Raw genomic sequence first — 22,406 nt, forward strand, 5'->3', positions numbered from 1 at the left:
CCTCTTGCGCTGACGGATGCCGTCCCGCCGCGCGCGGACCGTGCGCTCCTGCGGCACTGCGCGCCGCTTCGCGGCGTGTCCCACTCCACGGGCGGCGTGTCGGTGACACGTGCCGCAGGAACGTACAGCACGGGCGCATCGGCGGTGGCCGACGCCGGTCGCGTGTCGGCGGCTCCACCTAGACTTGAGGCAGCATGACGACGCCTCCCGACTCCCCGGTTCTCGACGACGCGACGCGCGACCCCGAAGCGTTCCGGGCATCCGCTCCGATCATTCTCGACGGTGTCGACGTGGGCGCCGACGACCGCTCGTTCCGTCCCAACATCGTCGGTCCTGGCGTCGGCCCCGGCAGCGGATCGACCGGTGACTCTCTGCTCGACGGCCTGAATCCGCAGCAGCGCGAGGCCGTCGAATACCGCGGACCGGCTCTGCTCATCGTTGCGGGTGCCGGATCGGGCAAGACGCGCGTGCTCACGCACCGCATCGCCGGGCTCCTGGCCAATCGCGAGGCGTGGCCGAGCCAGATCCTCGCCATCACGTTCACGAACAAGGCAGCGGCCGAGATGCGCGAGCGTGTCGAGTCGCTCGTCGGCGAGACGGCGCAGGGCATGTGGATCTCGACGTTCCACTCCGCGTGCGTGCGCATCCTGCGCCGCGAGGCCGAGCAGTTCGGCTACAACCGCAACTTCACCATCTACGACTCCGGCGACTCGAAGGCGCTGCTCAAGCGCATCATCAAGGAGCTCGAGGCCGACACCTTCGGCTTCACGCCCGGCAGTGCTGCTGCCCGCATCTCCAAGCTCAAGAACGAGCTGACGGATGTCGAGTCCTTCGCGCGAACGGCGAACCGCTCCGATCCCAAAGAGGCGGTGTTCCTCGAGATCTTCCGGCAGTACAGCCGCGACCTGGAGCGCGCGAACGCCTTCGACTTCGACGACCTCATCGGCCAGACCGTCTACCTGTTCCGCGCGTTCCCGCACATCGCCGCGCTGTATCAGCGGCGGTTCAGGCACATCCTCGTCGACGAGTACCAGGACACGAACCACGCCCAGTACGAGCTGATCCACGAGTTGACGAAGCCGATCGAGCCCGAGGAGGTCGCCGAGCTCGAGGCCAAGGACTTCAGCATGCGCGGGCTCGTGGACGGGACGGGTCGCGTGCCGGGCGCATCCCTCACCGTCGTCGGCGACTCGGACCAGTCGATCTACGCGTTCCGAGGCGCGGACATCCGCAACATCTCGGAGTTCGAGCGCGATTTCCCCGGCGCCAAGGTGGTGCTGCTGGAGCAGAACTATCGCTCGACGCAGAACATCCTCTCTGCCGCCAACTCGGTGATCGCCAACAACTTCGATCGCAAGGACAAGAAGCTCTGGTCCTCCGGCGGTGACGGCGAGAAGATCATCGGCTACACCGGATACTCCGGGCACGACGAGGCGCAGTTCGTCGCCGACGAGATCGAGAAGCTGCACGCCGCGGGCATGCCGTACAACGAGATGGCAGTCTTCTACCGCACGAACTCGCAGACGCGTGCGCTGGAGGAGATCTTCATCCGCTCGGCGCTGCCGTATCGCATCATGGGCGGCACCAAGTTCTACGAGCGGGCCGAGATCAAGGATGCGATGGCCTACCTCATCGCCGTCGCGAATCCGGCGGACGAGATGGCGCTGCGTCGCATCCTCAACACGCCCAAGCGCGGCATCGGGCCCGCCACAGAGACCCAGCTCGCCGGATACGCGGAGGCCAACGGATTCACCTTCCGCCAGGCGATGCGGGATGCGGCATCCTTGGGGCTAGGCCCCAAGGTCACGAAGGCGATCGTCGATCTGGCGACTCTGCTCGACACGGGCGCCGAGATGATCGACCCCGGAAACCCGGCCGGTCAGGCCAAGGTCAGCGACGTGCTCGTGCACCTCATCAAGGGCTCCGGGCTCGTCGAGGCGTTGCGCGCGAGCCGTGACCCGCAGAACGAGGCACGAGCCGAGAACGTCGAGGAGCTCGTCGCCGTCACCAAGGAGTTCGAGCGGAACAATCCGGAAGGCGGGCTCGTCGAGTTCCTCACCGAGGTGTCGCTGGTAGCGGCGGCGGACGAGATCGACGACGCGAGCGGAACCGTCTCCCTCATGACGCTGCACACGGCGAAGGGCCTCGAGTACGACGCCGTTTTCATCACCGGCGTGGAGGAGGAGCTGCTGCCGCACCGCATGTCCGCGAACGAGCCGGGCGGTCCCGCCGAGGAGCGCCGCCTCTTCTACGTGGGCATCACGCGCGCCCGCAAGCGGTTGTACCTGTCGCTGGCGATGACCAGAGCCCAGTTCGGCGACGTCGCCGTCGCGCTGCCCAGCCGGTACCTGCAGGAGATCCCGGCCGAGCTCATCGACTGGCGGCAGTCGCCCGGATTCGCCAACTCGCGCGGCGGCACGCAGTCGCGGGCGCTGAACGCGCGTCGTCCGGCGCGCGGTCCTGACCGCGGGCTCACCGGAGCCGGCGGCTCGTTCGGAGCCAAGCCGGACGTGCCGGCCAACGCCTGGCCCAACCGTGTCACGGCCCAGGTGCGGGACAACGGCGACCTGACGCTGGAGGTGGGGGACCGCATCCGTCACGTGGACTTCGGCGACGGCCGAGTCGTGAACGTCACGGGCGAAGGTGCGAAGAAGGTCGCGCACGTGCAGTTCGACAAGGCAGGCGCGAAGAAGCTGCTCATCAAGATCGCCCCGATCGAGAAGCTGTAGGCCATGGTCGACACGTTCCGTGCGCGGCACGCCTCGGGACGTGCGACCTCGGGACATGCGATCTCGGGACATGCGACCTCGGTAGGTACGACCTCGCGCTGGACCGGCCGATGAGGCTGCTGCCGCCGCGCGTCCCTCGGCTGCGCGGACTCGACGTCGAGGTGGCGTTCCGTGCGGCGGTCGCGGTGATGGTGCCGCTGCTGATCCTGATGGCGATCGGCCGTCTGGACTGGGGCGCCTACGCGGCATTCGGAGCCTTCACGGCGCTCTACGGACGCAGCGAGCCCTACCGTCAGCGGATCGTCAGCATGACGGTCGCCGCCGCCGGACTCGTGCTCTGCATCGCGGCAGGCAGCCTGCTCGCGGCATCCGCTGCACCGCTCTGGTGCGTCGCCCTCGTGCTCATCGTGGTGACCACCCTCGGCACGCTCGTCGCGGCAGCCATCGACCTCCTCCCGCGCGGCCCGCTGTTCTTCGTGTTCGCCCTGCTCGTGTGCGCCGGGCTGCCGACTCCCGTGTCGGAGTTGGGCCAGCGGATGCTCGTGGCCGTGCTGTCCGCCGCCCTCGCCTGGGCCCTCGGCATGTCGGGCTGGGTGCTGCGACGTCTCACGCCTGGGCGCCTGGCCCGCGTCTACCGCCCGCTCGGGCGCGTGACGACCAGGCGATCGGTCCTCCGCAACCGTCGGGTCTGGCTCGCCGTCGCGCAGAACGGAGTCGGCGCGCTCGCCGCAGGCGCGATCGCGGTGACGCTGGGGATCGGACATCCGTATTGGGCAGTGGTGAGCCTCACGGCGGTGATCCCGCCGCCGCACGGTCCGAACTCCACGGTGCGGGCCGTCGAGCGCATCGTCGGAACGGCGCTCGGCGTCGGTGCGGCGGCGCTGCTTCTCGTGCCGAATCCGTCCGACGGTGTGCTCATCGTCGCGATCGGCGTGTGCCAGTTCGTGACGGAGCTGCTCGTCGGATGGTTCTATGCGGCCGCCCTCGTCTTCATCACGCCGCTCGCCCTGTCGGTGTCGGAGCTCGGCCGCACGACGGCCGTCGGCCCACTTCTTGGCGACCGTCTGCTCGAGACGGTGCTCGGCGCCGGCATCGGGCTGATCCTCGTGGTCATCGGCCGATGGATCGTGCGCGACGGCGGCCGGCGCGGCGATGCGTCCGCTGGGCCGTCCGACAACGCGTCGGGAGGCGGCGCCGGCGAGGCGTCAGGCGCCGCATCCGGCGCATAGTGTGTGGGGAGACGCCGTGCCGCGGCACGTCTCGCCGCGCGATGCGGAGACAGCGGCATCCGCGTCAGACGAACGGAGCACCAGTGAGTGACGACGAGCGCGGCGAGCTGCGCGACAGCCTGACGACCTTCGCGACGGAGGCGGTCAATCCGGCCACCCTCGACCTCGACCTGCTGTCGCTCGACGAACAGGTCGCGCTGCTCTGCGCGGAGAACGCGACGGTTCCGGATGCCGTGACCGCCGCTGCACCGCAGATCGCTGCGGCCATCGAGCTCACGGTCTCTGGCATGCGCGAAGGCGGCCGCATCGTGTACGTCGGTGCGGGAACGCCGGGGCGCCTTGGCGTGCTGGACGCCAGCGAGATCCCGCCCACGTACGGCATGGATCCGTCGCGCGTGGTCGGCGTGATCTCGGGCGGTGACCTGGCCATCCGCACCGCAGTCGAGAACGCCGAGGACGACGACGTCGCCGGCGCAGCAGCGATGGACGAGCTGGGGATCGCCGCCGACGACACGGTCATCGGGATCTCCGCCTCCGGGCGCACGCCCTACGTGCTCGGTGCGCTGCTGCGTGCGAAGGAGCTGGGCGCGGCCACCGTGGGATTCGCGTGCAACGCGGGATCCGTGATCGGCGCCGCCTCCGACGTGGCGATCGAGACGGTCGTCGGACCCGAGGCCGTCACGGGATCCACGCGCATGAAGGCTGGCACCGCGCAGAAGCTCGTGCTGAACACCATCTCCACGCTCACGATGGTGCGGCTCGGCAAGGTGTACGGCAACCTCATGGTCGACGTGCGGGCCACGAACGAGAAGCTCCGGGCGCGATCCGAGCGGATCGTCATGCTCGCCACCGGAACGGATGCCGCAACGGCGGCGGCAGCGCTGTCCTCCGTCGACGGCTGGGTGAAGGCGGCGATCCTGGTGGTCGTCACCGGGCTCGAAGGAGCAGACGCGGTCCGTCTCCTGAACGAGCGCGACGGGATGCTGCGCGACGCGATCGCGGCGGCACAGGGATAGGGCCGCGCGGTCGCTACTCGGGCGGCGAGGCCTGGTCCATCCACCACTCCGTGTAGGAGGTGGCTCGCCCGTCCGGGGCGAAGTCGATCACCCACAGATTGCTGTAGGTGGTGTCGGCATACACGGTCGTCCCCTGCACGAAAACGCGATCGCCGTCCTCGCCGGCCACCTCCCAGGTGAACGCGGCATCGCCCGGCTCGTCTTTGCGGCGGATCCACTCCGTCACGATCTCGTCGACACCGCGCCAGGGATCCCGGAACGGTGCCGTGCGATAGGTGGCGTCCTCGGTGAACAGGGCGCGGATGTCGGCCGGTGCGTTCGACTCCCACGCTCGGATGTAGCCATCGATCCAGCGCCGTACTCGTTCGCTCATGCACCCGGTGTACCGCGACCCACCGACATGGCGGGCGGCTCGTCCGCTCTCTGTTCGCACCGGTTCTCGGTATCGCGCCAGGTTTTCGGTATCGTGCCGGAAAAGATGGCGCGATCGCGCAGAGCCGGCGCAATTGTCGTGCCGATGAATGCGAGCATTCACCGGCACGCCTCAATCGCATGTCGGTGGCCGGACCGACCATGGAGACATGACCCGAGACGAGCAGTTCATCATCGAGAACGCGGCGGCAGACGACGACCTCGACCTGCTGCTTGCCACCCACCGGTGCGCCGTGTGCGCGGCCGACGCCTTCCTCGAGGCGGATGGCGAGTGGTTCTGCGTCGAATGCATCGAGTCGGTCGACCACGAGCAGGTCACGACAGATGTGCCCCGTGCGGCGTGAGCGTCCGTGATCACACTCACGACGGAACGCCTGCAGCTCCGACCCTGGACGCTCGACGACGTCGACTTTCTCTTCGACATGTACTCGCGCTGGGAGGTGCAGCGCTTCATCGGGCGTGATCCGCGCGTGATGACGGATCGCGCCGAGGCGATCGCGCGCGCGGAGCGGCTCAGCTCGATGGATCATCCGGTGCACGGAATCTGGGCGATCACCGAGCTCGCGACCGGGCGCCCGCACGGCGCGCTGCTGCTGAAGGAGCTGCCGGCATCCGGTCCCGACGAACCGCTTCGTCCATCCGGTGACACCGAGATCGGCTGGCATCTGCATCCGGATGCGTGGGGTCGCGGCTACGCGACGGAGGCGGCGACACGCGTGCTGCAGCACGCCTTCGAGGGCGGGCTCGACCGTGTGCTGGCGGTCACACATCCGCAGAACACGGCGTCGCAGCGCGTCGCGCTGAGGATCGGCATGAGCGACCTCGGCATCACCGAGGAGTACTACAACGTGACGTGCTCGCTGTTCGGGATCGATCGTCCCGAATCCTGAGCGGCTCAGCCTCGGAGTCGCTCAGACCCGGAGCCGCTCAGGCCCGGAGTCGCTCAGGCCCAGTGGTGCTCGATCAGTCTCCGGTGTCGGTCAGCCCTCGGCGGTGTTGGTCAGGACGCCGGCGCCGAGCAGGGTGTTGTACATGGCGCCGGCCGTCTGGGCGAAGGCCGTGTCGATCTTGTTCAGGCCCCACACGCCGCCCTTGAAGAATCCGGCTGCGGTGTTCTTGTCGAGGCGGGCGACCAGCTGGCCGGCGGCATCCACGAAGAACTGCACGCCGAACGTGATCTGGAAGTCGTCGCCGGCGAGTGCGCCGGCGAAGACCGTCGTCGTCGCGTTGCCGCGGCGGGCGTACCAGTTGCCGTTCGGCTGCACCTCGACGATGAAGCCCTGCGAGTTGAGCGCGCTCGCCACGAGGTGCTTCGCAGCCTCGTGATCGCCGGCGATGAAGCAGTCGTAGAAGGAGGACACGGCAGGCCTTTCGTCGTGCGGCGCCTGCGCTTCGGGTGTGCGCGGCGGATCCGTCGGCGAAAGCATACGGGTCCCTGCGGTGGATCCGACAGCGAAGGCACCGTGCTCCTCTTCGCGGCAAGCATCCGCTGTCGCAGACCGACGAAGCAAGGCAGTCAGCGGAGGGCGCGCAGCCGGCGCAGCAGACGATTGCGCACGATGTGACGGATGCCGAGGGGCAGACGCGGGTAGACCGCGGCGGCGACCGACATCATCCGCTCGTACCTGCGCGCATTGCGGTCGGTCAGCATCAGGCCGTACTGCCGCCGCACGTGCTCGGGAAGCAGCGCCGCGGTGGCCAGCCGAGCCCACGGCATGATCGCGCGCATCCACAGCGGGGCGCGAACGGCGCGCAGCAGATCGTCGCCCACCCTGCGGGCGGCGGGCGTCACGTTCAAGCGTGATGCGACATCCGCCCAGTACTCGTCGAACGCCGCCCTGGTCGCCGGCCAGGCACCCGCCGGCAGCTGAAGCGACGTGCCCACCGCCGCGAACTCGAGGTAGAAGCGGTCGGCGGATGCCTCATCCAGCGTCCCGAAGACGCGCTCGTGCACGCGCACGGCCGTCCAGTACAGCGTCGCGGTGACCCACAGCTGAAGGTCGGCGTCGTAGGCGCTGTACGCGGGGGATGCGGCCTCCGCGGATCCGCGCACCCGAGCGTGCGCACGCCCGACGATGCGGCGCACCGTGCGGATGTCCTCCTCGGCTCCGCACGCCACGGCCGTCACGTACGTGAGCGTGCCGATCAGCCTGTCGTACGGGCGATCCGCGAAGTCGCTGTGCTCGGCGACCCCGCGTCCGACGGACGGATGCGCGAGCTGCAGCAGGATGGCGCACCCGCCGCCGGCCAGCATGATCCACTCGCCGCCGACATCCGCGATGCCCAGCGGTTCGCGAACCGGATCTGGGGCCACACAGCCAGAGTACCGACGACTCCCGCGCGCCCCGAGCCCTCGGTGTCGCCGAGCCACCCGGATGTCGCCGAGCCACCCCGGTATCACCGCGAATTCAGGGGTGGTTCGACAATCGAGTGCGGGCTCGCCGTCGGGAGGATGTGCGGGCAACCAGGGCGCGGAGAGAACGGCCACGAGCCTCGGGTAGGCTGTCGGTGGCAATTTATCTCGGCGTCGAGCTATCTGACTGGAGTGTCCACCAGCCCGGTCCCATCTTTCGACGGGGCCCGCACCGACTGCCATTTCACTCGCATATTGATTGGGAAGCAGTGGATCTTTACGAGTACCAGGCACGTGACCTGTTCGAGAAGTACGGAGTCCCGGTACTGCCGGGCATCGTCGCAGACACCCCGGAAGAGGTGCGGGCGGCGTCCGAGAAGCTCGGCGGCGTGACCGTCGTCAAGGCCCAGGTGAAGACCGGTGGCCGTGGAAAGGCCGGCGGCGTCAAGGTGGCGAAGACGCCGGACGACGCCGAAGAGGCGGCGAAGGCCATCCTCGGCCTCGACATCAAAGGCCACGTCGTGCGCCGCGTGATGGTGGCCGGCGGTGCGAACATCGCGCGCGAGTTCTACTTCTCCGTGCTGCTGGACCGCGCCAACCGCTCCTACCTCTCGCTGTGCAGCGTCGAGGGCGGCATGGAGATCGAGCAGCTCGCGGTGGAGAAGCCCGAGGCGCTGGCCCGCGTCGAGGTCGACCCGCTGACCGGCATCGACCTGCCGAAGGCGAAGCAGATCGCGAAGGCGGGCGGGTTCCCCGACGACCTCATCGAGAAGGTCGCGCCCGTGCTCGTGAAGCTGTACGACGTCTACAAGGGCGAGGACGCCACCCTCGTCGAGGTCAACCCGCTCGTACTCACGGGTGAAGGCGACATCATCGCGCTCGACGGCAAGGTGTCACTCGACGCCAACGCGGACTTCCGCCACGCGGACCACGAGGCGCTCGAGGACAAGTCCGCTGCCGACCCGCTCGAGGCGAAGGCCAAGCGGCACGACCTCAACTACGTCAAGCTCGACGGCCAGGTCGGCATCATCGGCAACGGTGCGGGACTCGTGATGAGCACCCTGGATGTCGTCGCCTACGCCGGCGAGAACCACGGCGGCGTGAAGCCGGCGAACTTCCTCGACATCGGTGGTGGCGCATCCGCCGAGGTCATGGCGGCCGGACTGGATGTCATCCTGAACGACCCGCAGGTGAAGAGCGTCTTCGTGAACGTCTTCGGCGGCATCACCGCCTGCGACGCCGTCGCCAACGGCATCGTCGGCGCGCTGAACACGCTGGGATCCGAGGCGAACAAGCCGCTCGTCGTCCGTCTGGACGGCAACAAGGTCGAGGAGGGCCGCGCCATCCTGAACGACTACAACCACCCGCTCGTCACGCTCGCCGAGACGATGGACCTGGGTGCCGACAAGGCAGCCGAACTGGCCAACGCCTGAACCCGCCGATTGAGCTTGTCGAAATCAAGGACTGAATAACTAATGTCGATCTTCCTCAACAAGGACTCCAAGGTCATCGTCCAGGGCATCACCGGCGGCGAGGGCACCAAGCACACGGCGCTCATGCTCAAGGCCGGCACCCAAGTCGTCGGCGGCGTCAACGCCCGCAAGGCCGGCACCACCGTGTCGCACACCGACAAGGACGGCAACGCCGTCGAGCTGCCAGTCTTCGGCGCGGTCTCCGAGGCCATCGAGAAGACCGGGGCGGATGTCTCGATCATCTTCGTGCCGCCGGCGTTCGCCAAGGACGCGATGCTCGAGGCCATCGAGGCCGAGATCCCGCTGCTCGTCGTGATCACCGAGGGCATCCCGGTGCAGGACAGCGCAGAGGCGTGGGCCGAGGCGAAGGCCAAGGGCAACAAGACCCGCATCATCGGACCGAACTGCCCCGGCATCATCACACCCGGCGAGTCGCTGGTGGGCATCACGCCCGCCACGATCACCGGCAAGGGCCACGTCGGACTCGTCTCCAAGTCGGGCACGCTGACCTACCAGATGATGTACGAGCTTCGTGACCTCGGCTTCTCCACAGCCATCGGCATCGGAGGCGACCCGATCATCGGCACCACGCACATCGACGCGCTCGCCGCGTTCGAGGCCGACCCCGAGACCAAGGCCATCGTCATGATCGGCGAGATCGGCGGTGACGCCGAGGAGCGCGCTGCCGACTTCATCAAGGCCAACGTGACCAAGCCGGTCGTCGGCTACGTCGCAGGCTTCACCGCGCCGGAGGGCAAGACCATGGGTCACGCCGGCGCGATCGTGTCCGGTTCGGCCGGCACTGCTCAGGCCAAGAAGGAGGCCCTGGAGGCCGCGGGTGTCAAGGTCGGCAAGACCCCGAGCGAGACCGCCGCGCTCCTCCGTGAGGTGTACGCCGCCCTGTAGGCGGCGTACCGGACAGGCAGGGTCGCCGCCCTGTAGGCGGCGCACCGGACAGGCAGGGTCGCCGCCCTGTAGTCGCTACCGGCTCAACCGCAGCCAGTTCGCGCGAAAGCAGCCACTCGACGTGGCTGCGGACGTGCGAACTGGCTGCTGTCGTCCAGGCGAGCGGGCACGCACGCGAACGGCAGGTGGGACGAGCGGATGCCGCATCCCACCGCCCGGGGCAGCTGCGGCAGCATGAGCCCCATGACCTCAGCAGAACTCACGCTCACGCTCCTCGGCGGTCCGACCGCGATTCTGGACTATGCGGGACTGCGGATCCTCACGGATCCCACGTTCGACGAGCCGGGAGACTACCCGAGCACGGGCGTCACCCTGCACAAATTGACCGGACCGGCGCTGCGTCCGGATGACGTCGGTCAGATCGACCTGGTGCTCCTCTCACACGACCAGCACTCCGACAACCTTGACCGCGCCGGCCGCGACTTCCTCGGCCGCGTCGACACGGTGCTCTCCACACCGGAGGCGGCAGGTCGCATCGACGGTGTCGCAGGGCTGACCCCCTGGCAGACCCACAGGATCGGGTCCGTGGAAGTGACAGGCCTCCCCGCGCGGCACGGCCCGGAGGGCGCCGAGCGACTCTCGGGTTCCGTCACGGGGTTTCTGCTGCGTGCGCCGGGGCATCCGACGATCTATGTGTCGGGCGACAACGCATCCGTCGACCTCGTTGCGGAGATCGCCTCGCGGGTCGGGACCGTCGACATCGCGGTTCTCTTCACCGGCGGTGCCAACGTCGGACGGTTCGGCGACGACGACCTCACGCTGAACGCCCGCACTGCGGTGGAGGCGGCGAACGTGCTGGGCGACGCCGTGATCGTGCCCGTTCACGCCGAAGGGTGGCACCACTTCAGCGAGACGCGGGAACGGCTCGTCCGCGAATTCGGCTACGCCGGTCTGTCCGGCCGGCTGCGGATCCCGACCGCCGGAACCCCGCTCGTGCTCTGAGCCCGGAATCGCACGTCTGTCGCGCACCTTGCGCGCTGTGCACCGCCGGTCTCCGCTTCCTCACCGCCAGTTCCCGCGTCTCCACCGCCAGTTCCCCCTCCCAGCTCCACGTCGTGCCTGCGGACGCGCGAACCGGTTGTTGTCGTGTTCGGTGCTCGGTCATCTGTTCCGGATGATCCCCCGCGGGAACTCCCCGGATGCGCGGCCGTCGGATCGTAGAGTCGACACACACCGCTGCGTGCGGCGACCACAGCCAGGGGGATGGCATGCCGCGTATGACCAACCAGCAATTGCAGGCCGAGCTCGACCGCGTCACGGCCGAACGTGCCGAGCTGAGCGCGAGGCTCGAGGAGGCGACCGCCAGGGCGGATGCCGCATCCTCCGCAGCAGAGCAGGCTCGCGGCGATGCCGCCGAGGCTCGCACCGCTGCGGCAGAGGCGCGAACGGCGGCCGATCGCGCACTCGCGGATGCCGAGGCCGAGCGGGCGCGGACCGCGGACGCCGTCGAGCAGGCGAGGGCGGAAGCGGCGGAGCGGGCGCGGGTGTCAGGGGACGTGGGAGGCTCCGGGGCGAAGGGCGCGGCATCCGGAGGGAAGAAGAAGCGCAGCTGGGCGTGGACGCTGCTGGCGACGGTGCTCATCGTGATCGCGTCGATCCTGGCGCCGGTGGCCGTGGTGTCCACGTGGGCGCAGCGCGAGCTCACAGACACCAGCTACTTCGTCGACACGTTCGCGCCGCTGGCCGACAAGCCGGCCGTGCAGGCGCTCGTCGTCGATCAGACGGTATCGGCGATCGAATCCAACGTGGACATCAAGGGCATCACGTCGGAGGTCTTCACGGGCCTGGAGAACCTCGGTCTTGGACCAAGGGCATCCGAGGCGCTGAACACGCTCCAGGCGCCCCTCGTCGCCGGGATCAAGAGCCTCATCACGTCGACGGTCACGAAGTTCGTGCACTCCGACGCGTTCTCGGACATCTGGAAACAGACTCTGACCATCACGCACAGACAGCTGCTGGCCACACTGAACGGCGACAAGAACGCCGCCGTCAGCGTGGGGCCGAACGGTCAGATAGGGGTGCAGCTCGGGCCCATCATCGACGCCGTCAAGGCGCAGCTCGTCGATCAGGGTTTCGCCTTCGCGAAGAACATCCCGACCATCACGAAGACGATCGTGATCGCACAGTCCAGCTCCGTCACGCTCTACATCGGCCTGTACAACCTCGTGGTCGCGGTGGGCATCTGGCTTCCGTGGGTGGTGCTCGTGCTGCTGGCGGCCGGGGTGCTCGTGGCCAGGCGGCGCACGATCGCGCTGATCTGGGCATCCGTCGCGCTCGGGCTCTCGATGATCCTGGTGAGCATCGGCATCTCCGTGGGCAAGACGGTCTTCGTGCTGTCGGTGTCGAATTCGATACCCGCGGATGCCGCAGGCACGCTGTACGCAGGCATCCTCGGCTTCGTGCAGTCCATCGTGGTGGCCGTTGCGGTGCTGGCCGTGACGGTGTTCGTGATCACCATGATCAGTGCGCCGTTCCGCTGGGCGAGAGCCCTGCGCGGTTACGCCGGCGCGGGATTCGCCGCCGCCCGTCGCGGCGCCGAGAAGCACGGGATCACGACCGGGAAGGTCGGCACGTGGATGTACCAGCAGCGCGTGCTGCTTCGCGTGATCGTCGGACTCGTCGCTGCCGCCGTCGTCGTGTTCCTGCGTCCGCTCACGCCGCCGGTCATCATCTGGACCGCCGTGATCGCCGTGCTCGTGATCGCCGTGCTCGAGCTGCTCAGCCGGCCGCCGGTGGAGGAGAGCGAGACGGATGCCGCGGCATCCGTCTCCGCGACCGCCTGAGCCAGCCGAAGAGCTGCCTGGGACCGGGCGCGCCCGCCCTGTCGGACCGCCGCCCGCAGGTAGGGTCGTCAGCGCATGAATCGCTTGACCGTCATCCTGCTGGCCGCGCTCGACGCGGTGATCGCCCTCGGCGTGGGCGTGGCGATCCCGCTCGTCCCGCTGACCGTGCTGTGGGCGCTGAAACTTGATCTCGCCGCCGACTGGGTCCCGTTCTGGCGCGCGGCGGCGGACATCTGGCTGCTCGGCCACGGCACGGACGTGACGATCACGCTGGCGCCGGCCGCATCCGCTCTCTTCGGGCTGAGCGGCACGAACGTGTTCCCGATCACGATCGCTGCGCTCGGATTCGCCCTGCTCACCGTTCTGCTCGGGTCGCGAACCGGACGTCGTGCGTGGGCGACGCCGCATCCGGTCACGGCCGCGATCGCGGCCGTCGTCGTCTTCGCCGTGCTGTCGGGACTCGTCACGATCAGCGCGCACAGCGGATCCGTCATCCCGTCCCTGCTGCAGGGGACGCTGTTGCCGCCCGCGGTCTTCGCCATCGGGATCGGCATCGGGATGATCGCGGGAGTGTTGCGCGACAGCAACGATCCGACCCGAGCGGAGCATCCGGTCTCCGATCGGGGCGCGGTTCTGCCGTGGCCGGTCGTGAACTGGAGCCCGTCCACGCGCGCGGTGCTGGCATCCGGACTGCGTGCCGGAGTGGCTGCCGCGCTGCTGCTGATCGCCGCGGCGGCCGTCGTGCTTGCTGTGCTGATGGCCGTGCGCTACGGGCGGATCGTCGGTCTCTACGAGACGCTGCAGCCCGGCATTCTCGGCGCCGGGGCGCTTACGCTGGCCCAGCTGGCGCTGCTGCCCAACGCCGTCAGCTGGACCGCATCGTGGCTCGCCGGCCCCGGGTTCGCCGTCGGGACGGGATCGTCCGTCGACGTCACGCAGACCACGCTGGGGCCGCTGCCGAGCGTGCCGATCCTCGGCGCGCTGCCCCAGGGCGACCCCGGATTCGGACTCATCGCCGTGCTCGTCCCCGTGCTGTGCGGCGCGGCCGCAGGTTTCCTCACCCGACAGCGGCTGGAGCGGATGCCCGCCCCGCGCACACCGTCGTCCCGCGCGTCGTCCGCAGCGTGGGGCGTCGGCAGGCTGACGCTCATCACGCTGTGCGCCGCTGTCACCTCCGGCGCGATCGTCGGCCTGCTTGCCTGGTGGTCAGCAGGATCGATCGGCCCAGGACGTCTGCACGACGCAGGACCGAACCCGCTGCTGGTCGCGGGCGTCTTCGCCGTCGAAGCGCTCGTCGGGTGCGCGATCGGGGTGGCGATCCGGCGGCAGCCCGATGAGGATGCGGTGCGTCTCAGCCTCCGCGAGCGGCGCGCCGCTTCATCGACGGATGTCGTCGCTCCGGTTCGCCCGTCTGGGCCGTCGCGACAGCCGACACCGGTTCCGGTGGGCGTCGCGGTCGGTGCCGGAGCGAAGCGCCGCGAGGCCGACGAGAACCTGCGGAAGGCGCTCGCCTGGTACGACCCGGATGCCATGGACGACGATCTGAGCGACGACCTGAGCGACGATCTGGAGGACAGGCGTCCCGGCGCAGGGCCGGTTCCGAAGCGCACCCCGCGCGAGGAGTTCGACACCGAGCCGGTGCCGGTGGTCTCGCGCGACCGGAAGAAGGGTGATCGGCGTCGCGGTGACTCTTCCCGCCAGGACGTCACGGCCCACCCGAGCGCCTCCGCTCGCCCGTCGGGCGCCGGGTCGCTCGCCCGGCCCGCCGCGCCTCGTGTCCCCACCCCACGCGGACGCCTTCCGCGCGTCTACCAGAAGCAGGACTTCGCCGGCCCCGACTTCGCCCGCCACGAGGACACTGATCGGGATCGGGATCCGGATCCGGCCCTCGACGAGTCGAAGCCCGCGCCCCGCACTCGGAAGAGTGGGAATCGCGGCACGGAGGGACGGCAGGGATGAGCGGGCCGTCGTCGTCCGAACCGGCCGAACCGTCCGACACGGTCGGGCCGTCGGCCGAGGGAGCGCCGACGACGGCGTCGACGCCGGCGGACCGTCCGAGACCGTCCCGGGCGAGTCGCTGGGAGTGGCGCTGGCCGCTGCACCGGCGGGGAATCGTTGTGCGTCAGCGGCAGGAGCGTCCGGCCGCCGAGCTGCAGGAGTTCCTGGTGCGACTCGGCGGCGCGCTTGCCGGAACCGGTACAGCCGTCACCGACATCAAGCGCACGCTGCAGAACGCGGCGGTCGCGCTCGGATCACCGGACGCCGTCGTCGTCGTGTTCCCGACGGCCGTGTTCGTCGGCATCCCCGGCGAACAGGAGACGCGGTTCGATCTCTCAGAGGCGGCGGGCGGCGAGGTGCTGTTCGACCGGGCGGCACTCGTGTCGGACATCGCCCAGGACGCCATCTCGGGATCGCTGACCGCGGCGGACGGGATCCGTCGGGTCGAGGCCGCACTGCGGACCCGTCCGCGATTCCGCTGGCCGGTGCGGGTGCTCGGGCACGGGGTGATCGCCGTGGGGGTCGCGCTCGTGCTGTCCGGAGCATCCGTCGCCTCGCTCGTACTCACCTTCGTGCTCGGCGTGCTCGTCGGCGGCATGAAGCTGCTGGTGCGCCCGGGTTCGTATGCGGCGGTCCTCCTCCCGACCTTCGCCGCGTTCGTCATCTCGTTCGTGGCCTTCGTCGCGGCCGACTGGGGATTTGCACGCGAACCCATCTGGGTGCTGGTCCCGGCGCTCGTGACGTTGCTGCCAGGAGGCGTGCTCACGATCGCCGTGCAGGAGCTCGCCGCCGGGGACATGCTGGCCGGGGCTTCCCGGCTCGTGTACGGGGTGGCGCAGCTCGTGTTCCTCGCCTTCGGCATTCTCGTGGCGAACCAGCTCGTCGGACTCCCGGAGTGGTTCGCGCTCTCCTCCAACGGCTCGGTCGTCGGTCAATACGCGGCCTGGGTCGGCGTCCTGCTCATGTCGGCGGGATTCTTCCTGTACTTCTGCGGACCGCGGTTCTCGCTCTACTACCTCGCGATCACGCTTCTCATCGCGTACGGCGGGCAGCTCATCGGCACCCTGCTCGGGGCGAGCATCGACGGCGGGACCGTGGCAGGCGGGATGCTCGGCGCGTTCCTGCTCACGCTCGTCGCCTACCTCGCGCAGTCGCTTCCCGGGGCACCACCTGCCGTGGTCTGCTTCCTGCCGGCGTTCTGGCTGCTGGTGCCAGGGGCGTCCGGACTCATCGGTCTCACCCAGTCCGCGAGCGGGACGGGAGCGACCGTCACGTTCGAGGCCATCGGCGCGAGCCTTGTGGCGATCGCGATCGGCGTGCTCATCGGCATGGCGGCGTATCGCACCATCTACCGCTTCGCGCCGGACCGGTGGCACCTGCGGCTGGTGTGAGTGGCTTGCAGGCCAGGAGAGGTCACCTGGGAACTGACCGCCGAGACGGCGGTCAGCGCTGGCGTCGCGGCGGAGGCAAGAAATGGCCTCCGCTCCTAGCTCCAGCGCGCGCTCCTAGCTCCACCGCGCGCCGGTAGGCTTGTGAGGTGCTGTCGCTCGTCGTACTGGTCTCGGGCCAGGGGTCCAACCTGCGTTCGCTGCTCGAGGCATCCCAGGATGCCCAGTTCCCTGCTCGGGTCGTCGCCGTCGGCAGCGACCGCGATGATGCCGGCGGGCTGCAGGTGGCCGAGGAGTTCGGCATCCCCACGTTCACCGTCGCGTTCTCGTCGTTCGACGACCGCGCCGAGTGGGGGGATGCGGTGCTCGAGCAGATCCGTCAGTGGAAGCCCGACCTCGTCATCCTCTCCGGCTTCATGCGGCTTTTCCCGCCGCGCGTCGTCGACGCGCTCAGCCCGCACATGATCAACACGCATCCCGCGTTCCTGCCCGAGTTCCCGGGCGCTCACGGGGTGCGGGACGCGCTCGCCGCCGGTGTCGGCCAGACCGGCGCGAGCGTCATCATCGTCGACAACGGTGTCGATTCCGGTCCGATCATCGCCCGCGAACGCGTGCCCGTCCTGCCGGGCGACACGGAGGCGAGCCTGCACGACCGGATCAAGATCGTGGAGCGTCGACTGCTCATCCAGTCGGTCCTCGACATCGCCAACGGACACATCGACCTGAAGGAGCTGGCAACAGCATGAGCGCCCCGCACGCCGCCGACCCGAGCCTCTACCGCGAACGGGACGTCATCCCGGTGCGCCGTGCACTGCTCTCGGCGATCGACAAGACCGGCATCGTCGAGCTCGCGACGGCACTGAACGGTGCCGGCGTCGAGCTGGTCTCGACAGGCAACACAGCGCGCACGCTCCGCGAGGCGGGCCTGCCGGTCACCGAAGTCAGCGAGCTCACCGGCTTCCCGGAGTCGCTCGGCGGCCGCGTGAAGACCCTGCACCCCGCCGTCCACGCCGGTCTGCTCGCCGACCTGAGGCTCGAAGACCACGAACAGCAGCTCGCCGAGCTCGGCATCAAGCCGTTCGAGCTCGTGATCAGCAACCTGTATCCGTTCGCGGAGGCCGTCGCATCCGGGGCCGAGCCGCTCGAGGTCGTCGAGCAGATCGATATCGGCGGGCCCGCCATGGTGCGTGCGTCGGCGAAGAACTTCGCCAACGTCGCGATCGTCACCTCGCCGGCCAGGTATGCCGAGATCGCGGATGCCGTGGCATCCGGCGGCACGACCCTCGCCTTCCGCACCGCGCTTGCCCGCGACGCGTTCCGGCACACGGCGAGCTACGACGTCGCCGTCGCGACCTGGATCGGCGGTGCCCTCGCGCCCGACGACGACAGCGCCCTCCCCGCCTGGGTCGGCAGGACGTGGCAGCGCGAGGCATCCCTCCGCTACGGCGAGAACAGCCACCAGGCCGCGGCGCTCTTCACGTCAGCGGGCGGCAACGGCATCGCCCAGGCGGAGCAGCTCGGCGGCAAGGAGATGTCGTACAACAACTACGTCGACGCGGATGCCGCCCTGCGCGCCGCATACGACTTCGCGCTGCCTGCCGTGGCCATCATCAAGCACGCGAATCCCTGCGGCATCGCCGTCACCGGCGAGCACGACGACATCGTGCTTGCCCACCGCAAGGCGCACGAGTGCGACCCCACCTCCGCGTTCGGCGGCGTCATCGCGGCGAACCGCACCGTGACGCTGGCGATGGCGCAGTCCGTGAAGCCTATCTTCACCGAGGTCATCATCGCCCCGCACTACGACGCGGATGCGCTGGAGCTGCTGCAGACCAAGAAGGATCTGCGCATCCTCAAGCTGCAGGAGGGCTTCGAGCTGCCGACCACGGAGGTCAAGCAGCTCTCTGGCGGCATGCTGCTGCAGGAGTCCGACAGGCACTTCGCGCCGGCAGCCGAGTGGACGCTGGTGGCGGGCGAGGCGGCGGATGCCGCGACGCTCGCAGACCTCGAGTTCGCGTGGACGGCGTGCCGCGCGGTGAAGTCGAACGCGATCCTGCTCGCGTCGGGCGGGGCATCCGTCGGCGTCGGGATGGGTCAGGTGAACCGCGTCGACTCGTGCGATCTTGCGGTGAAGCGTGCCGGGGATCGCGCTGCCGGATCGGTTGCGGCATCCGACGCGTACTTCCCGTTCCCGGACGGCCCCGAGATCCTGATCGCCGCCGGCGTCAAGGCCATCGTGCAGCCGGGTGGATCGATTCGCGACCAGCTCGCGATCGACACCGCGAAGGCCGCGGGCGTGACGATGTACTTCACGGGAGAGCGCCACTTCTTCCACTGACGGTCCTCCCTGGAATACCTGGCGCGTGTTGTCGCTTGCCGCTGAGGAAGCGACAACGAGCGCCAGGTGTTCCGGATTTCGGGGGTGGTGGGACGCCGACCGACCGGCCTGCATCCGTGCCCGCTACTGCAAGTACTGCGCGATGCCTTCGCCGAAGGACCAGTCCACGAGCTCGTTCTCGATCAGCACGATCGTCACGTTACGGGGCTCGACGCCGGCGGATGCGGCCCTCGCTGCGACCGCCGCATAGAACGCCTTCTTCTGCTCGACGGTGCGACCGGAGCGCAGCACCACCTGGACGATGACGGCGCCTTCGTCGCGGCTGACACCGAGGTAGCCGGGATCCGCGATCACCCTGGACGTGCCGCTGCTGAGCACCTGGAAGTGGTCGTCTGCCGGAATGCCGATCGCCTCGACGAGGGCTTCGTGCACGGCCTGCCCGAGGCGGTCGAGCACGTCGATCGGGGTGTTCATGCTGTCGATGCGTACGAGAGGCATGATCCGACAGTACCGAGCGGGTCGTCGGCTGTCGTCACGCATGACGAAGAGCACTCTCGGGTGGAGGAACGGGCACTCTCGGGAGGGGAAACCGGCACCTTTCGGGTGGAGGAACGCGCACTCTCGGGTGGAGGAACGGGCACTCTCGGGTGGAGGAACGGGCACCCTCGGAAGGGGTGGCGGGAGGCGCACCGGCGTGCTTACCGTGACGGGATGAGCCCGTCGTCGAAAGCCGAGACGTTCCTCGAGGTGGACGGTGTTCAGGTGCGGGTCTCGCATCCGGACAAGATCGTGTTCCCTGAGCCAGGTCTCACGAAGCTCGACCTCGCGCGGTACTACCTGTCCGTCGCGGACGGTGCGCTGCGTGGCGCAGGCGGACGTCCGCTGGTGCTCAAGCGCTTCGTGAAGGGACTGTCCCAAGAGCCCTTCTTCCAGAAGCGGGTGCCGGAGGGGCATCCGGACTACATCGACACCGCGACGCTGCACTATGCCAGGGGAACCTCCGCCGAGGAGGCCGTGCTGCGCAACGCGGCCGGCCTCGCCTGGGTGTCGAACCTCGGATGCCTCGACCTCAACCCGCACGCCGTGCGTGCCGAGGATCTCGACCATCCGGACGAGCTGCGGGTGGACCTGGATCCGATGCCCGGCGTCGACTGGTCGCAGATCGTCGACGTCGCGTTCGTGGTGCGCGACGTGCTCGACGACAGCGGGCTCGTCGGCTGGCCGAAGACGAGCGGATCGCGAGGCCTCCACATCCTGGTGCGCATCGCGCCGCAGTGGACCTTCGCCGACGTGCGACTGGCCGCCGAGACGCTCGCGCGCGAGGTGGAGAATCGCGCGCCCGGACTGGCCACCGCACGCTGGTGGAAGGAGGAACGCGGCGAGAGCGTGTTCGTCGACTTCAACCAGAACGCGAAGGACCGTACCGTGGCATCCGCGTACTCGATCAGGCCGCTGCCCGACGCGCGCGTCTCGACCCCCGTCGACTGGGACGAGGTGCGCTCCCGTCGCCCCGAGGAGTTCACGGTGCTGACCGTGCCGGAGCGGTTCGCCGAGCGCGGAGATCCGCACGAGGGAATCGACGACGCCGTCGGCTCTCTCGGCGCGCTGCTCGCGCTCGCCGAACGGCTCGGTCCCGCCGAGAAACCGCCTCGCGGCGAGCGGACGCAGAGCGGGGATGCCGCCGGCCGGCGTGTCTCGTCGATGCCGCTCATCGAGGTGGCGCGCACGAAGACGAAGCCGGAGGCACTCGACGCGCTGGAGCGCTGGAAGGCTGCGCATCCGTATGCCGCCGGTCGCCTTCGCCCCGCCGACATCCTCGTCGACGGCATGCGGGGGTCCAGCTCGCAGTGGTACCGCGTGCGCGTTAACCTGCAGCACGTGCCCGAGGACGAACGTCCAGAGCAGGGCGAGCTGATCGCGGACTACGACCCGTGGGCGCGGTGGAGCTGAAAGCAAAGGCCATTTCTGGCCTTTGCCGCGACCCCAGCGCCGACCGCCGTCTCGGCGGTCGGGTAGGCGGTGGAGCTGAAAGCAAAGGCCATCGCGAGGAGCGCCCCGGGCGGTGAGCCGACGCCCGACACAGCAGGACGGCTGGCCCTGTCTTGTCGTTCGGACGGAGACGAGCGCTCGCGGCATCTCACCCCCGGTCGGCGGAGATCCCGAACATCTCGTGCGCCACCCCGAACGCGAGGTCGTCGACCAGCCGGCGTTTCCACGGGCGTTGGGCGATGGCGTGCGTCAGCCGTCGTGCGGCGCGAGGCGCCTCCATGATCTGGTTCGCGATCGCCCACGCGCGCGGAAGCAGCTCGTCGGACGGGAGAACCTCGTTGACGACCCCGAGTCGGAGCGCCTCTGCGGCGTCAAGAGGACGTCCCGTGTAGAGGTGGTACGCGGCCCGCTTCGTCCCAGCCAGTTCCTGCAGAGTCAACTGTTGCCCGTCACCCGGCGTGACGCCCACGAGCAGATGGGGATCGACGATGACCGCCGTCTCCGCGGCGAGCGTGATGTCGCACAGCAGTGCGAACTCGGTGTGCGCGGGGCTCGGTCCATTGATGGCAGCGATGGTCGGGATGTCGATCGCGAACACGAAGTTCTCGAGAAGCTTGACCGCGTCGTAGTACGTGTGCTCGTACGCGAAGCCCGACGGGCGCTCCTGCTCGATCAGACGTTCGGAGACCTCCTCGGGGCTGACCGGTCGCGTCGACAACCACTCGTCGTCGGTTCCGGTGAGGATGAGCACCTCGTTCTCCGGGTCGTTCCCGATCTCCTGCCAGGCCTGACCCCACGCGTTGTGGACGGCGAAGTCGAACTGCGCGGGACCCCCGCGGGTGTGCATCCGCAGCTCGAGGATCCCGTTCTCCCGACGCATCGTGAAGTAGTCCGCGTACTTCTCCGCGTAATCGGCGAGGTTCGGCCGGGGCACGTAACCGCCGACGCGGGAATGCCATTCGTCCAGTTCTCGAGTCATGCCGATGCTCCTTCTCGGTTCTCGTTCGTCTTCTCCGGGCGGTCGTTGCCGACGGTCCCCGATCCGCTGTCGGTATCCGCCGGTCCTAGAGCGCCGAGCGCCGCTGCGAGAACGGCGTCGCGCGCCGCACGACGAGCGGATGCCGGCCCCTCCGCGACGAGCCGTCCGGCGTTCTGGGCGATGGTCAGCGCAGCATCGGCCCGAACCCTGGTCGCCAGACTTCCGGATCTCGGCGCCATGGCGTCCAGGATCCGATCGCAGTGCCTGCTGAAGCCTCCGAGATCGAGCCCGTCGCGCGCGGAAGGATCGCTCCACAGCGCGGTGATCAGCTGTCCCTTCGCGATGACGCCGTCGATGTAGGCACCGAGGATCTCCTCGCGCGATGCAGCGGATGTCTCGGCCCAGGTGGCCAGCCGACCGAGGTGCGCGAGGTGATCGCTGCTCAGTCCCTCGAGAATCTGAGCCTTCGAGTTGAAGTGGTAGTAGATGCCGGCCTTGCTTGTGCCGAGCGCGTCCGCGATGTCGGCGATCGACGTCGCCGCGAAGCCTCGTTCCACGATCAGGTCCGACGCCCTCTCGAGTATCCGATCCCGGCTGAGCGTTGCTCGTGCCATGTGGTTCCCCTCTCGACGTGGCGGTGCGGGCGGACCCGTGGTCGTCTCCGTCTCGTCCTCGCCTGCGCTATTTTGTCGACCGATCGTCAAAATAACATATCCCGGCGGCCGTCATCCAGC

The 22,406-nt window shown here is 69.0% G+C and carries 20 protein-coding genes; 14 read left to right on the forward strand and 6 right to left on the reverse strand.

Going from position 1 to position 22,406, the window contains the following annotated elements; translation table 11 throughout:
• Positions 1–194: 194 nt before the first annotated feature.
• From ACX9R5_RS07255 to murQ, 3 genes are all read left to right on the forward strand, one after another.
• Positions 195–2,729: an ATP-dependent helicase gene (locus ACX9R5_RS07255; RefSeq protein ID WP_459408312.1), complete on the forward strand. Its 2,535-nt coding sequence runs from the start codon at positions 195–197 to the stop codon at positions 2,727–2,729.
• A gap of 110 nt (positions 2,730–2,839) precedes the next feature.
• On the forward strand, positions 2,840–3,958 hold the full coding sequence (locus tag ACX9R5_RS07260) for an FUSC family protein (RefSeq protein ID WP_459408313.1): 1,119 nt from the start codon (positions 2,840–2,842) through the stop codon (positions 3,956–3,958).
• Positions 3,959–4,041: 83 nt separating this feature from the next.
• On the forward strand, positions 4,042–4,974 hold the full coding sequence (gene murQ / locus ACX9R5_RS07265; RefSeq protein WP_459408314.1) for an N-acetylmuramic acid 6-phosphate etherase: 933 nt from the start codon (positions 4,042–4,044) through the stop codon (positions 4,972–4,974).
• Between the two features lie 13 nt (positions 4,975–4,987).
• On the opposite strand, the gene ACX9R5_RS07270 is transcribed toward murQ, so the two are convergent.
• A complete protein-coding gene (locus ACX9R5_RS07270) occupies positions 4,988–5,347 on the reverse strand; it encodes a nuclear transport factor 2 family protein (RefSeq protein ID WP_459408315.1) in 360 nt (119 codons plus the stop codon).
• Positions 5,348–5,555: 208 nt separating this feature from the next.
• Here ACX9R5_RS07270 and ACX9R5_RS07275 point away from each other — a divergent pair, with 208 nt between their 5' ends.
• Positions 5,556–5,750: a hypothetical protein gene (locus ACX9R5_RS07275; RefSeq protein ID WP_459408316.1), complete on the forward strand. Its 195-nt coding sequence runs from the start codon at positions 5,556–5,558 to the stop codon at positions 5,748–5,750.
• A gap of 6 nt (positions 5,751–5,756) precedes the next feature.
• Entirely contained in the window at positions 5,757–6,296 is a 540-nt protein-coding gene (locus tag ACX9R5_RS07280) for a GNAT family N-acetyltransferase (RefSeq protein ID WP_459408317.1), read from the forward strand.
• 90 nt (positions 6,297–6,386) lie between these two features.
• Here the strand turns inward: ACX9R5_RS07280 and ACX9R5_RS07285 are convergent, their stop codons facing one another.
• Both ACX9R5_RS07285 and ACX9R5_RS07290 read right to left on the reverse strand, forming a co-directional pair.
• Positions 6,387–6,767 carry a hypothetical protein gene (locus ACX9R5_RS07285; RefSeq protein ID WP_459408318.1) on the reverse strand — a complete coding sequence of 127 codons (381 nt, stop codon included), beginning with the start codon at positions 6,765–6,767 and terminating at the stop codon, positions 6,387–6,389.
• 155 nt (positions 6,768–6,922) lie between these two features.
• Complete coding sequence (locus tag ACX9R5_RS07290; protein WP_459408319.1) at positions 6,923–7,720, reverse strand: oxygenase MpaB family protein; 798 nt, start codon at positions 7,718–7,720, stop codon at positions 6,923–6,925.
• A 308-nt stretch (positions 7,721–8,028) separates the two neighbouring features.
• Here ACX9R5_RS07290 and sucC point away from each other — a divergent pair, with 308 nt between their 5' ends.
• The 8 genes from sucC (at position 8,029) to purH (ending at position 18,704) form a co-directional block, all read left to right on the forward strand.
• Positions 8,029–9,192 carry an ADP-forming succinate--CoA ligase subunit beta gene (sucC, locus tag ACX9R5_RS07295; protein WP_459408320.1) on the forward strand — a complete coding sequence of 388 codons (1,164 nt, stop codon included), beginning with the start codon at positions 8,029–8,031 and terminating at the stop codon, positions 9,190–9,192.
• Between the two features lie 42 nt (positions 9,193–9,234).
• Complete coding sequence (gene sucD, locus ACX9R5_RS07300) at positions 9,235–10,137, forward strand: succinate--CoA ligase subunit alpha (protein ID WP_459408321.1); 903 nt, start codon at positions 9,235–9,237, stop codon at positions 10,135–10,137.
• Positions 10,138–10,380: 243 nt separating this feature from the next.
• Positions 10,381–11,139, forward strand: coding sequence for an MBL fold metallo-hydrolase (locus ACX9R5_RS07305; protein ID WP_459408322.1), 759 nt, complete (start codon positions 10,381–10,383; stop codon positions 11,137–11,139).
• A 266-nt stretch (positions 11,140–11,405) separates the two neighbouring features.
• Positions 11,406–12,980 carry a hypothetical protein gene (locus ACX9R5_RS07310; protein ID WP_459408323.1) on the forward strand — a complete coding sequence of 525 codons (1,575 nt, stop codon included), beginning with the start codon at positions 11,406–11,408 and terminating at the stop codon, positions 12,978–12,980.
• Positions 12,981–13,055: 75 nt separating this feature from the next.
• Entirely contained in the window at positions 13,056–14,939 is a 1,884-nt protein-coding gene (locus ACX9R5_RS07315; protein WP_459408324.1) for a cell division protein PerM, read from the forward strand.
• Positions 14,936–16,369: a threonine/serine exporter family protein gene (locus tag ACX9R5_RS07320; protein WP_459408325.1), complete on the forward strand. Its 1,434-nt coding sequence runs from the start codon at positions 14,936–14,938 to the stop codon at positions 16,367–16,369. Before ACX9R5_RS07315 ends, ACX9R5_RS07320 begins: the two co-directional genes overlap by 4 nt.
• Positions 16,370–16,515: 146 nt before the next feature.
• Positions 16,516–17,112, forward strand: a complete 597-nt coding sequence (gene purN / locus ACX9R5_RS07325) for a phosphoribosylglycinamide formyltransferase (protein WP_459408326.1) — start codon at positions 16,516–16,518, stop codon at positions 17,110–17,112.
• Positions 17,109–18,704: a bifunctional phosphoribosylaminoimidazolecarboxamide formyltransferase/IMP cyclohydrolase gene (gene purH / locus ACX9R5_RS07330; protein WP_459408327.1), complete on the forward strand. Its 1,596-nt coding sequence runs from the start codon at positions 17,109–17,111 to the stop codon at positions 18,702–18,704. The genes purN and purH overlap by 4 nt, the downstream gene beginning before the upstream one ends.
• Before the next feature lie 123 nt (positions 18,705–18,827).
• Here the strand turns inward: purH and ACX9R5_RS07335 are convergent, their stop codons facing one another.
• Positions 18,828–19,202: a tautomerase family protein gene (locus ACX9R5_RS07335; RefSeq protein WP_459408328.1), complete on the reverse strand. Its 375-nt coding sequence runs from the start codon at positions 19,200–19,202 to the stop codon at positions 18,828–18,830.
• Between the two features lie 213 nt (positions 19,203–19,415).
• Here ACX9R5_RS07335 and ACX9R5_RS07340 point away from each other — a divergent pair, with 213 nt between their 5' ends.
• On the forward strand, positions 19,416–20,654 hold the full coding sequence (locus tag ACX9R5_RS07340; protein WP_459408329.1) for a DNA polymerase domain-containing protein: 1,239 nt from the start codon (positions 19,416–19,418) through the stop codon (positions 20,652–20,654).
• 187 nt (positions 20,655–20,841) lie between these two features.
• Here ACX9R5_RS07340 and ACX9R5_RS07345 read toward each other — a convergent pair whose 3' ends face one another.
• Together ACX9R5_RS07345 and ACX9R5_RS07350 are read right to left on the reverse strand one after the other, a co-directional pair.
• A complete protein-coding gene (locus ACX9R5_RS07345; RefSeq protein ID WP_459408330.1) occupies positions 20,842–21,672 on the reverse strand; it encodes an enoyl-CoA hydratase/isomerase family protein in 831 nt (276 codons plus the stop codon).
• The gene (locus ACX9R5_RS07350) at positions 21,669–22,286 is read right to left on the reverse strand and encodes a TetR/AcrR family transcriptional regulator (protein ID WP_459408331.1); all 618 of its coding nucleotides are present in this window, start codon (positions 22,284–22,286) and stop codon (positions 21,669–21,671) included. Before ACX9R5_RS07350 ends, ACX9R5_RS07345 begins: the two co-directional genes overlap by 4 nt.
• Positions 22,287–22,406: the final 120 nt, after the last annotated feature.

It is taken from the genome of Rathayibacter sp. CAU 1779 (genome assembly GCF_054551755.1).